9 protein-coding genes are annotated in these 12313 nt (G+C 45.4%); 5 read left to right on the top strand and 4 right to left on the bottom strand.

All coding sequences use genetic code 11. From position 1 onward, the window contains the following. Positions 1-146: 146 nt before the first annotated feature. The 3 genes from AB4351_RS16675 to AB4351_RS16665 are packed head-to-tail and all read right to left on the bottom strand — an operon-like array spanning position 147 to position 5247. Positions 147-3254, bottom strand: coding sequence for an efflux RND transporter permease subunit (locus tag AB4351_RS16675; RefSeq protein WP_372126620.1), 3108 nt, complete (start codon positions 3252-3254; stop codon positions 147-149). Next, positions 3251-4588, bottom strand: a complete 1338-nt coding sequence (locus AB4351_RS16670; protein WP_050053092.1) for an efflux RND transporter periplasmic adaptor subunit — start codon at positions 4586-4588, stop codon at positions 3251-3253. Before AB4351_RS16670 ends, AB4351_RS16675 begins: the two co-directional genes overlap by 4 nt. After that, a complete protein-coding gene (locus AB4351_RS16665) occupies positions 4588-5247 on the bottom strand; it encodes a TetR/AcrR family transcriptional regulator (protein ID WP_017062933.1) in 660 nt (219 codons plus the stop codon). Before AB4351_RS16665 ends, AB4351_RS16670 begins: the two co-directional genes overlap by 1 nt. 568 nt (positions 5248-5815) lie before the next feature. On the opposite strand from AB4351_RS16665, the gene leuA reads away from it, so the two are divergent. The 5 genes from leuA (at position 5816) to AB4351_RS16640 (ending at position 11639) form a co-directional block, all read left to right on the top strand. Further along, a complete protein-coding gene (gene leuA / locus AB4351_RS16660) occupies positions 5816-7363 on the top strand; it encodes a 2-isopropylmalate synthase (RefSeq protein ID WP_017066940.1) in 1548 nt (515 codons plus the stop codon). A gap of 98 nt (positions 7364-7461) precedes the next feature. Beyond that, positions 7462-8553, top strand: a complete 1092-nt coding sequence (gene leuB / locus AB4351_RS16655; RefSeq protein WP_017061390.1) for a 3-isopropylmalate dehydrogenase — start codon at positions 7462-7464, stop codon at positions 8551-8553. Between the two features lie 117 nt (positions 8554-8670). Beyond that, positions 8671-10083 carry a 3-isopropylmalate dehydratase large subunit gene (leuC, locus tag AB4351_RS16650; protein WP_108167343.1) on the top strand — a complete coding sequence of 471 codons (1413 nt, stop codon included), beginning with the start codon at positions 8671-8673 and terminating at the stop codon, positions 10081-10083. 14 nt (positions 10084-10097) lie between these two features. Continuing rightward, positions 10098-10700: a 3-isopropylmalate dehydratase small subunit gene (gene leuD / locus AB4351_RS16645; protein WP_017062937.1), complete on the top strand. Its 603-nt coding sequence runs from the start codon at positions 10098-10100 to the stop codon at positions 10698-10700. A 156-nt stretch (positions 10701-10856) separates the two neighbouring features. Further along, positions 10857-11639 (top strand): DUF547 domain-containing protein, encoded by a 783-nt coding sequence (locus tag AB4351_RS16640; RefSeq protein ID WP_137001752.1) that lies wholly within the window; start codon positions 10857-10859, stop codon positions 11637-11639. A gap of 95 nt (positions 11640-11734) precedes the next feature. Here the strand turns inward: AB4351_RS16640 and AB4351_RS16635 are convergent, their stop codons facing one another. Next, positions 11735-12280, bottom strand: coding sequence for a DUF924 family protein (locus tag AB4351_RS16635; RefSeq protein ID WP_017066942.1), 546 nt, complete (start codon positions 12278-12280; stop codon positions 11735-11737). Positions 12281-12313: the final 33 nt, after the last annotated feature.

Raw genomic sequence — 12313 nt, 5'->3', positions numbered from 1 at the left:
TAACTGATCGGCATTAGACCCAAGGCCGCTTTATTCTTCTATGTTTTCAATTCTTTATATAAGCAAGCAAACGCTACTTCTATCGTGTCAATGGTTATAGCGTTCGCTAATGATAATAGAGCTCGCAAATAATTAAACGCTAAAGGCTATAGGGCTAATGGCTCGTGCTTTTTCACCAAACCGAAATCCGCCAATATCGCGTAGGCCGCTGGGATCATAAACAATACTAATAAGGTCGAGGCAAATATGCCGAATACGATCGAAATAACCAGTGGCTGGATAACCTGAGCCTGTAAGCTGGTTTCCGTCAACAGCGGTAGCAAACCTGCCGCAGTCGTCATTGAGGTCAAGAATACCGCTCGGAAACGCTCGCGACTGGCTTTCACCACCGAGTCATGCACGCTATCTCCCTCATCGACATGGTGACGAATGTACTGCACCAACAAGATGGAATCATTAACCACAATTCCGGCAAGCGACACAAAGCCCATCATGCTTGGCATACTCAAAGAATGGCCAAGTATCCAGTGACCAACGACCACCCCAATAAAAGCGAGTGGAATCGCTAACATCACGACCACAGGCTCTAAATAGCTTCTGAACTGATAGCTAAGAATCGCAAACACGCCGAATAAGCCGAGCAAGAATCCTTTGCCCATCGAAGCGCCAGTCTTGGCTGCATCCTTGGCCTCCCCTTCGAAATCAAAGCGTAAACCCGGGTACTTCTGAATAAGTTTGGCGGCTTCATCTTTTTGGAACTGAGCCAAAATCGCGGATGAACTCGCTTTCTTATTATCAATATCACCAAAAATACTGATGGTTCTCAGCCCATCAATACGCTGAATTCGCACGTAGTTACGCTGGAAATCTAATGTCGCCAACGTTGCTAGCGGGATCTGACTGCCATCTGCGGTAATGATTGGGAAGTTAGCTAGCTGCTGTATGTCGCCCGCTTGTTCCTTATCAAGACGCACTTCAATCGAGATATTTTCAACGCCGATTTGAATCTCATCCGCCGTTTGCCCAAAGAAAGCCGCTCGTAACTGAGACGCAATCATCTGCCCATTCACATTGTAGGTTTCGGCTCCAGGGCGCAGCTTAACCAAAATCTCTTCTTTACCCATGCGCATATCATCAAGCACGCCATGCACCCCATCGAACTGATTAAGGTACTCCTGAATATCCAAAGAAGCGGATTTCAATGCGCTCAGGTCATCGTGTTTGGCGCGGATTTCAATAGCACGACCGCCCGGCCCCATAGTCGGTTGCTTGAACACCAATGAAATAGGATCCGCTAAATCGCCAATATCCTCTCGCCACGCATCAATGAAATCATCGATAACCGTATTACGACTCTCTGCTCCGCGTAAATCTAAGCGCACTGTGGCTAAGTGCGGGCCGGATTCATTGGCATCGGCGTTAGCATTGAATTGGCTAGTTATGTGCTCGACCAGTGTATTGCCTTCTTCAACCTCTTCGCTCCATTGCTTGTTCAAACGCTCAGCAGACGCGACAATTTTGTCGACCACTTTCTCGGTTTGAGACAGTGATGCGCCCGGCGGAAGAATAATACGCGCCTCGGCGATATCACCATCTAGCTCAGGGAAAGGTTGAAACTTAACAACGCCACCAGCAATCAAGGCGACCGAAAGTAACAACAACGTAATCACTCCGCCCATAAAGGCGTAGCGGAAGGTCACGACTTTCTCAACCATGTTCATCAAAGTGGTATTACGGAAGTTCTCAAACTTCTCAAGTAACACCACTTTAAAGCGCAGCGCTGGCTTATCATTTTTTTCTTTATGTAATGAATGAGATAAGTGATTAGGTAGAATCAGGAAGGCTTCAATCAAGCTCAACGACAGCACCAAAATCAATACTTGAGGAACGGCCTTAAGCACCGCACCCATCTCGCCATCAAGAAACAGTAAGCTACCGAAAATACACACAGTGGTTAAGAAAGAAGACAGTACTCCAGGAAGCACCTTCTTAACACCGTTGTACACCGCATCGTCAACGTTTTGCCCCCGATCTAAATGGGAGGCTATCGATTCGGCGATCACGATGGCGTCATCCATCATAATACCGATAGCCATCAACAACCCGACCAGCGACATAATGTTAATCGACAAACCAAGGTTGGCCATTAAGAACAAGCCACCAAGGAAGGCAACTGGCAACCCTGCCGCCACCCAAAATGAATAACGTAAGCTGAAGAACAGCCACATAGTTGCGAACACCAGCACAATACCTTGCCAGCCGTTGCGTACCATCATGGTTAAACGATCCCAAAGCACAGACGAGAGATCATTGGTCATTTGCAATGTCACACCATCAGGGGCAATCGCGCTTTGATCTTCAACGAATCGGGTCACGTTCTCCTTGATTCGTAGCGCATCATCTTCTTTGTTTTTGCTGATCTTCAATAGCGCAGAAGGCTTACCATCAAACAGTACCTTCTGTTCATCAAGCTCAAAGCGGTCGGTTATTTTGGCTATGTCCCTTAAGCGAATCACCGAACCATTAGGCGCAGATCCAACCACGATGCTTTCCAGTTCAACAGGCGTAATTCGTCTCTCGTCGAAACGAATCAGAAAGTTTTTGTCTGGTGTTTCAACGTTACCACTCGGCAGTTTTACATTTTGACGGCCAATCTGATCCGCAATATCACCGACGCTCAAACCCAGCTGACGAATAGCTTGGGTATCCAGTTCCACTCGATATTGATGATCCGAGAAGCCGCTAACCTCGACCAAAGAGACATCGTAATCAAGCTTCATGGTACGCTTAAGATCTTCCGCGTAGGCCTTAAGTTCCGGCCACGACGTTTCGGCTGTTATAGCGATATCGACAACTGGTTCATTCCAATCTAGCTCTTGAACAACAGGCGATTCAATCTCAGTTGGGAAGTCATTGATCGAGTTGATCTGGGTTTGCACGTCCACCAGCATTCGGCCGATGTCCGCTTTTTCATTTAACTTGAGAATTAAACGGGCGCTGCCTTCGATCGCTTCACATTGAGTCTCTTCAATGTTGGCTAAGCCGTCTACTGCATCTTCCATTCGTACACACAAGCTCTCTTCCACTTCTTGTGGAGAGGCGCCGGGATAGACAATCGCAGCCATAATGTAAGGCGGATCGTAAGCGGGGAAGGTTTCACGTTTGATGGTTGATAGTGAGCTTAGACCCAAGATCAACAACCCAAGCATCAACAAGTTTGCTGCTGTTGGGTGCCGAGAGAAAAATTTGATCATGACGCACTCTCCTGAGTATCTGACTCAAGCTCGGCCTCTTCAGAGTTCGACTCTCTCAGTAACATGCCTTCGATTGCTGGCAGGACATCATTGAGAACCAGTTTATCTCCAGTTTGTAGCTCTCCACTTACAACCACTTGATTGTCTCTGCGATAAAGCACTTCAACATTGACCACTTGCAAACGCTGATTGTCATCCATCAGGTAAACCTTATCACCATGCAGTGCTCGCTCTGGAACCACCCAACTTAGATTCGCGACACCCTCAATCTCAGCTTTGACAAACATACCGTTAACCAAAGGCGTTGCGCTGTCTGGTTGTAATTGTGAGTAGTCTTGAGCGATCTCGAGAATAATCCCCGCTGTCGCTTGGTTTTCATCAACTGTTTCGCTGATTCTTGCCACCTTCGCTGGCCAACTGAGGTTCAGGTTGCCGCTGTTAAGTTGAATGCTTGCTTTGATTGGCGCTTCATAAGGATTAGGGATTCCTGCAGCATCGCGAGGAAATTGGTTAAAGCTGGAGGCTAAAGTTTGCATATCGTGAATAGAAAGTTGCGCCTCTACTTCCATGACATTAATCCCGTGAGCAATAAACATCTCCTGCTGAAGGTTAACTACTTGATTTTGTTCGATATCAACCTGAGCAATTCGCATCGCTCTTGGCAAAGTGATCGTGGTCTTATCGAGAGAGCGCTGCGCCTCTTTTACCTTAGACACGTTGACCTTAATCACCGCTTCCGCAACACGCTTTTCATCTGGCATCAACGCGATTTGGTTCGCGATATCTAATACCAACTTCTGCTGAGACAATGCGCTTTGTTGTTGCAGGTCGACATCCGATTGAGAGGTGAGCCCTTTCTTACGCAGATCCTGTTTACGTTGTAGCTCTTTATTGCTGATCACCAAACGATTCTTTTCGATCTTAAGAGTCTGATTAAGGTTGTCTTCTTCTTGATTCAATTTCGCTAATGAGGTTTGGCTTGATTTTAGATCCGCCTCTGCTTGTATCAGTTTCAATTCGTAATCCAATGGATCAACCTTGAGCACGACCGTTCCTGCAGGGATCACCTGGCCTTTTTCAAGATCTGGATGTCGATACACGATCTGTCCTGTCACCTCAGCAATCGCTTTCCATTCAACTTTAGGCACTACTTTGCCAAAGCCGACCGCTAACGGCGCTATCAGTTGTTGTTCTAGGCTCACAGTATCAACTAAGCGAGCCCTATCACCCGCAGGTTTGGTTGGAAGATCCGGCTTCAAGTTAATCGCGGCGACAAGGCCAATAACACCAACCGCAAGTGCTGGAAAGAAGAGTAGTTTTTTATTTATTTTCATTATCTTTGGTCCTGCACGGAAGAAGGGCTCGGTGCGTTAATAAAGCCTTCAGTCATCAATTGAATGTTGTGTTCGATTAAACGATTAAGAAATTCTTCATTAATCTCAATCCCATGAATTGCCAATAAAGGCGGCGGAGCGATGAAAGGAAACACCATCAAGCTTACATACGAAATACGGCACAATTTTGGATCCATGTTCTGTTTTAAGATGCCTTGTTCAACCAACTTTTCAAAAATGACATCTTGGGCTGGCTTTGCAACATCGAGGAAAACCTTTTCGAGCAACTCTCTTTGCACTTCAGAGGGAGGCATATTCATCACTTGGGCTATCAAGCGAGGAAACTTCGGCACTTTGACCATCTCTTTGTAGTAAGTCCGCATTAAATCAAGAAAGTTCTCATGACTGCTTTCATCAACGAGTCTCTGCATTTGTAATTGCATAGGGCGTAATGTTTCACGCAGCATCGCCTCAAACAATCCGGCTTTACTGCCAAAGTAATAGCGAATCATCGCAATATTCACACCCGCTCGCTCAGCAACTAAGCGAGTCGATACCTTGTCGTACGGTTGAACCACGAACAGATCTCGAGCGTGCTCAATGAGTAACTGCCGTACATCTAGATTCTGTTGAGGTCGCCCTGCTTTACGCGCTGCCATCACTGAGACCTATCCCTATAATTAATCACACGATTAATTATAGGGATAAATCGACATGGTTGTAGAAGATTAATTACTCACTATTTAATCAAATGATTAATTAATTTAGCCACCCTTTTAATTTTATTGGTGAATCGTTCCATCAAAAAGATTTACTACAAAGTTTTAACCTACACATCAGCCAAACGATAAACTAACCGCCCAGCACAAAACACTCAATCAGCTGATAACACCAGCAAACAACACGCAAGCAGCACAAACCAAAAAAAAACACCGCCAAAGCACGCTGATATTGGATTTTCTTGTTTGACGCTCAGAATAAATTGCGGTAAATATGGTGTTAACAGTTTATTTACGGATATTTGTGTAATGATTTTTTCTTCTTCTCGACTGCTGAAACTTCTCCTTATCGTGAACCAATCGCGCGGGTAAGTTGTGGGTCAAGAACTACACAAATATTAAAACCCGCGCTGAGCGGGTTTTTTTGTAACTGGCACTTTTAAAAGAACATCATTCTTAATAATAATTTGGATAGCAATCGATTCATTATCGATATAAGGAAGCACCCATGAACGATCAAGTGATAATTTTTGACACGACCTTACGTGATGGCGAGCAAGCGTTGGCTGCAAGCTTAACGGTAAAAGAGAAATTACAGATCGCTTATGCACTTGAACGACTGGGTGTAGATGTTATTGAAGCGGGCTTTCCGGTGTCATCACCAGGCGACTTTGAGTCAGTACAAACCATCGCAAAAAATATTAAAGACAGCCGAATCTGTGCACTTTCTCGTGCTGTAGCGAAGGATATCGATGCCGCTGCAGAAGCGTTAAAAGTCGCTGAGCAGTTCCGTATTCACACCTTCATTTCTACATCAACGGTTCACGTGCAAGATAAATTACGCCGTAGCTACGACGATGTTGTCGATATGGCAGTAAAAGCGGTAAAGCATGCGCGCAACTACACAGACGATGTTGAGTTCTCTTGTGAAGATGCAGGTCGTACGCCTATCGATAACCTATGTCGTATGGTTGAAGCGGCAATCAACGCGGGCGCGAAAACCATCAACATTCCAGACACAGTGGGCTACACAGTACCTAACGAGTTTGGTGGCATTATCAAAACGCTATTTGATCGCGTTCCAAACATCGACCAAGCAATCATCTCTGTTCACTGTCACGATGACTTGGGTATGTCGGTTGCTAACTCAATTGCTGCGGTACAAGCCGGTGCTCGTCAAGTTGAAGGTACTATTAACGGTATCGGTGAGCGTGCGGGCAACTGTTCTTTAGAAGAAATCGCAATGATCATCAAAACTCGCCAAGAGTTACTAGGTGTTCATACTGGTTTGGATCATCAAGAGATTCACCGTACCAGTAAGTTGGTTAGCCAGCTTTGCCACATGCCAATTCAAGACAACAAAGCAATCGTCGGTGCTAACGCATTCAGCCACTCTTCAGGTATCCACCAAGACGGCATGCTTAAGAACAAGAACACTTACGAGATCATGACTCCTGAGTCTATTGGCTTGAAAAACAAAGCATTGAACCTAACCAGCCGCAGTGGTCGTGCAGCCGTTAAGAGCCACATGGACGCAATGGGCTACAAAGACAATGAGTACAACCTAGATTCATTGTACGAAGACTTTTTGAAACTGGCTGACCGTAAAGGCCAAGTATTCGATTACGACCTAGAAGCACTAATGCACTTCGCAAATCTACGTGACGAAGATGACTTCTATAAACTTAACTACCTAAGCGTACAATCTGGTAGTGTTATGTCTACCACCAGCATCAAGCTGCAATGTGGTGATGAAGAGAAATGCGAAGCGGCTGTCGGTAACGGCCCGGTTGATGCTTTATACCAATGTATCTACCGCTTAACGGGTTACGAAATTGCATTGGATAAATTCGACCTTACCGCGAAAGGTGAAGGCGAAGATGGCTTAGGCCAAGCTGATATTATTGCGAACTACAAAGGCCGCAAGTACCACGGTACAGGCGTTTCAACGGATATCGTTGAGGCCTCTGGTCAGGCGCTACTGCACGTTATTAATAGCATTCAACGCGCAGACACCATTGCTGAAATGAAACAGCAAAGAATCGCAACAGTTTAAACACCCAATAACAGAGCCCTAGAGCCGATGTTATTGGCTTTAGGGACAAAATTTAAAACGAGCTAAATAGCTCAGTAACAAAGAATTAAAGGATTAACATGACTGATAAATCATACAAAATTGCCGTACTACCTGGTGATGGCATTGGCCCAGAAGTAATGCAACAAGCGCATAAAGTGCTAGACGCGATCGAAAAGAAGCACGCGATTAGCTTTTCTCGCGAAGAGTATGATGTTGGTGGTATTGCAATTGATAACCACGGCTGTCCACTTCCAGAAGCAACAGTCACTGGCTGTGAAGAATCTGACGCAGTACTTTTTGGTTCTGTTGGCGGTCCTAAATGGGAACACCTTCCACCGAACGACCAACCAGAGCGTGGTGCCCTACTTCCTCTACGTAAACACTTCCAACTGTTCTGTAACCTACGTCCAGCTCAAATCCATAAAGGTCTAGAGTCTTTCTCTCCTTTACGTGCTGACATCTCAGGTAACGGTTTCGACATCGTGGTAGTCCGTGAGCTAACAGGCGGTATCTACTTCGGCCAACCTAAAGGCCGTGAAGGCGAAGGCGCAACTGAAAAAGCTTTTGATACAGAGGTTTACCACCGCTACGAAATCGAACGTATTGCAAAGATTGCGTTTGAATCGGCACGCCTACGTAACAAAAACGTTTACTCAATCGATAAAGCGAACGTTCTACAGAGCTCTATCCTATGGCGTGAAGTCGTTGAAGAGATCGCAAAAGATTACCCAGATGTAACGCTAAACCACATGTACATCGACAACGCGACCATGCAGCTAATCAAAGACCCATCTCAGTTTGACGTAATGCTATGTTCAAACATCTTTGGTGACATCATCTCTGATGAGTGCGCAATGATCACTGGCTCTATGGGTATGCTTCCTTCTGCAAGTTTAAATGAAAGCAACTTCGGCCTATACGAACCAGCAGGTGGCAGCGCACCAGATATCGCAGGTAAGAACATCGCAAACCCAGTCGCGCAAATCCTTTCTGCAGCCCTAATGCTTCGTTACAGCCTAGGCGAAGAAGCGGCAGCACAAGACATCGAAGCAGCGGTTTCTAAAGCACTTTCTGCAGGCGAGCTAACGGCAGACCTTGCTGGCAAAAACCAAGCGCTGACTACCTCTGAAATGGGTGACAAGATCGCTGAGTACATCTTAGCTTCATAAGCTAAAGGCTCCGATTAGAAGCAAGTACATAAGAATAATATCAAGCCAAGTCAGCGTAAACCGCATGACTTGGCTCGAAACAAACACTGGGACTGATGCTCCCAAGGAAGAAAAGCTATGTCGACAAACCAGCAAGCAAAAACCTTATACGAAAAAGTTTATGACGCTCACGTTGCAGTTGCAGCGAAGGGCGAAACGCCAATTCTTTATATCGATCGCCACTTAGTCCACGAAGTAACGTCGCCACAAGCCTTTGATGGCCTACGTGAGAAAGGTCGTAAAGTTCGCCAAGTAGGCAAAACCTTCGCGACCATGGATCACAACGTATCGACACAAACCAAAGACATCAACGCTTCTGGTGAGATGGCTCGTATCCAAATGGAAACGCTATCGAAGAACTGTGAAGAGTTTGGTGTCACGCTTTACGATCTAAACCACAAATACCAAGGTATTGTGCACGTAATGGGTCCTGAGCTAGGTATTACGCTACCGGGCATGACCATCGTATGTGGTGACTCGCACACGGCTACACACGGTGCATTTGGTTCACTAGCATTTGGTATCGGTACTTCAGAAGTGGAACACGTTCTAGCTACGCAAACGCTAAAACAAGCTCGCGCTAAAACCATGAAGATCGAAGTAAAAGGCAAGGTTACTCCTGGCATCACTGCAAAAGACATCGTGCTAGCGATCATCGGTAAAACAACGGCTGCTGGCGGTACTGGCTACGTAGTTGAATTCTGTGGTGAGGCAATTACCGACCTTACGATGGAAGGTCGTATGACAGTATGTAACATGGCAATCGAGCTTGGCGCTAAAGCAGGCTTAATCGCTCCAGATGCAACGACATACGAGTACATCAAAGGTCGTAAGTTCTCTCCAGAAGGCGAAGACCTAGAAGCAGCAATCGAATACTGGGATACGTTAAAAACCGATGCTGATGCAGAATTCGATGCAGTTGTTACATTAGAAGCGGCAGACATCAAACCACAAGTCACTTGGGGTACCAACCCAGGTCAGGTTATCTCAGTAGACACACCAATCCCTGCACCAGAAAGCTTCGCAGACCCTGTAGAAAAAGCATCAGCTGAAAAAGCGCTGGCTTACATGGGTCTTGAAGCCGGTAAATCTCTATCTGATTACAACGTAGATAAAGTGTTCGTGGGTTCTTGTACTAACTCTCGTATCGAAGACATGCGTGCAGCAGCAGCAGTAGCGAAAGGTCGCCAAGTTGCAAAACATGTGCAAGCGCTTATCGTTCCGGGTTCAGAGCAAGTTAAAGCACAAGCTGAGGCTGAAGGCCTAGATAAGATCTTCATCGAAGCAGGCTTTGAATGGCGTTTACCGGGTTGCTCTATGTGTCTTGCGATGAACAACGACCGTCTAGGTCCACAAGAGCGCTGTGCTTCTACATCAAACCGTAACTTTGAAGGTCGCCAAGGCCGTGATGGTCGTACGCACCTAGTTAGCCCAGCAATGGCAGCCGCAGCGGCTATCGCTGGTCACTTTGTCGATATTCGTGAACTTTAATTAGAGGATTTAACATGTCAGGTTTTCAACAACACACCGGATTAGTCGTTCCTCTAGATACGGCCAACATCGATACTGATGCGATCATTCCAAAGCAGTTTCTACAGAAAGTAAACCGCATCGGTTTTGGTAAGCACTTGTTCCACGATTGGCGCTTCCTAGACGATGCAGGCCAACAGCCAAACCCTGATTTTGTAATGAACGAAGCTCGCTACCAAGGTGCTTCAATTCTTTTAGCTCGTGAAAACTTCGGTTGTGGTTCATCTCGTGAACACGCACCGTGGGCGCTTGCCGATTACGGTATCCAAGTAATGATCGCACCAAGCTTTGCCGACATTTTCTACGGTAACTCGATCAACAACCAAATGGTGCCAGTTCGATTGACTGAGCAAGAAGTGGATGAGCTATTCCAATTCGTTGAAGCGAATGAAGGTGCAGAAATTACGGTTGATCTAGAAGCAATGAAAGTCAGCGCGAACGGCAAAGAGTACTCGTTTGAAATTGATGAGTTCCGTCGTCACTGCTTACTGAATGGTTTAGATAATATCGGCCTTACACTTCAACATGCCGATAAGATCTCAGAGTTTGAAGCTAAGATTCCTAGCTTCCTAAAATAATGAGACGTTTCTGAATAAATCTAAAGGTTGGCCAAGTGCCAACCTTTTTTATTTGGCTAAGCTTTTAACTTAACTTCATATGTTTATTTAAATGAAGGGCAATGAAAGAAAATGGTAAGCCTTAAGGTCTTAGTAGTCAGTCATCAGGAGAATGCCATGAAACAACTACTTTTTATTGTCAGCCTACTTTTCTCAACCTTAGCTTGGTCTGCGCCTAAGTCCGATCTTTGGCCATACTGGAACCAAAGCGACGAAACCAAACTAGAACAGGTATCTCATCAAGATTGGCAGCAATTCCTCGATAGCTACTTGGTTAAACAGGGGCAAAATACGTTAGTTCGCTATAAAGCAGTGAACACCGCCGATAAAACAAAGCTTAAACAATACATCAAGCAACTCGAACAGGTGAATCCGCTCGACTATTCAAAAGCGGAGCAGTATGCCTATTGGGTTAACCTATACAACGCCGTGACTGTCGATTTGATTCTTGATGCCTACCCGATCAAATCCATAACTAAACTTGGCGGACTATTTAGTTTCGGTCCGTGGGGAGATGATGTGGTAGTCGTTAATGGGAAATCACTGACACTCAATGACATTGAACACCGAATCCTAAGACCAATTTGGCAAGATCCTCGCACGCATTATGCAGTGAACTGTGCCAGCCTAGGTTGCCCTAACTTACAACCTGACGCTTTTACCTCTAAAAATACTGAAGCCTTGCTAGAGCAAGCTGCAACTGAGTTTGTAAGCAGTGACAAAGGCGTGATGGTTACAAACAATAAGCTTCAACTATCATCGATTTACGAATGGTTTGCTGTGGATTTTGGTACGAAGAAACAGCTTATTCAGCACTTAGAACAATATCGAATTGAAGCAGTAACCAATACTCAAAACATCAGTTATGAATACGATTGGTCGCTCAACCAAGCAAACTAGCTCTAAGGCTAAAGTTGATCACTAAAGTAAAAAAGAGGCGAGAGGTTTTTATTAACCTCTAGCCTCTTCTCAATTCTTTGACCGTATTTCTACAATTAAAAGCTTGAGCTCGGTTGCTGCAAGAACTCAATCTCTTCGGGAGTCGAAGCTCGCCCTAACACCTCATTACGGTGCGGATAGCGACCAAATCGCTCAATGATAACCTTGTGCTTAAACTCAAAGTCCAGATTATGCTCTAATCCCGTTTGAGAAAAGAGTTCCACGGCTTGTTCATGGACTAACAAAGATTCACTGTGCATATAAGGCATATACAGGAAGCTTTTCTGTTGCTCGTTAAGCTGGTGATCAAAACCACCCGCTACCGCCTCTTGGGCTAGAGCCAACGCCATCGGATCAGCAGAAAATGCTGTCGGACTTTTTCTACCAATATTTCGAGAAAACTGATCAAGTACGATAATCTCAGCCAATCGTCCTTGCGCAGTTTGGCGCCACTCAAATAGCTCGCCTTGAATGGCTGCTTTATGCAATTCAGAAAATCGAGACTCTATCAAAGTGTCAATCTCGGCGCCGCCAGTAAACCAATCTTTAGGCGTCAACTCATCGAACCAAAACTCTAGAACATCCTGATACGTTACCGTCATATAATTCCCTTTAATAAAAAACCGAGTAACTTT

This window comes from Vibrio sp. 10N.261.51.F11, assembly GCF_041471665.1.
In the GTDB taxonomy this organism is placed as follows: domain Bacteria; phylum Pseudomonadota; class Gammaproteobacteria; order Enterobacterales; family Vibrionaceae; genus Vibrio; species Vibrio crassostreae_C.
The sequence above is the reverse complement of the archived record's forward strand: the minus strand, read 5'-3'. Positions and strand labels throughout refer to the sequence as shown.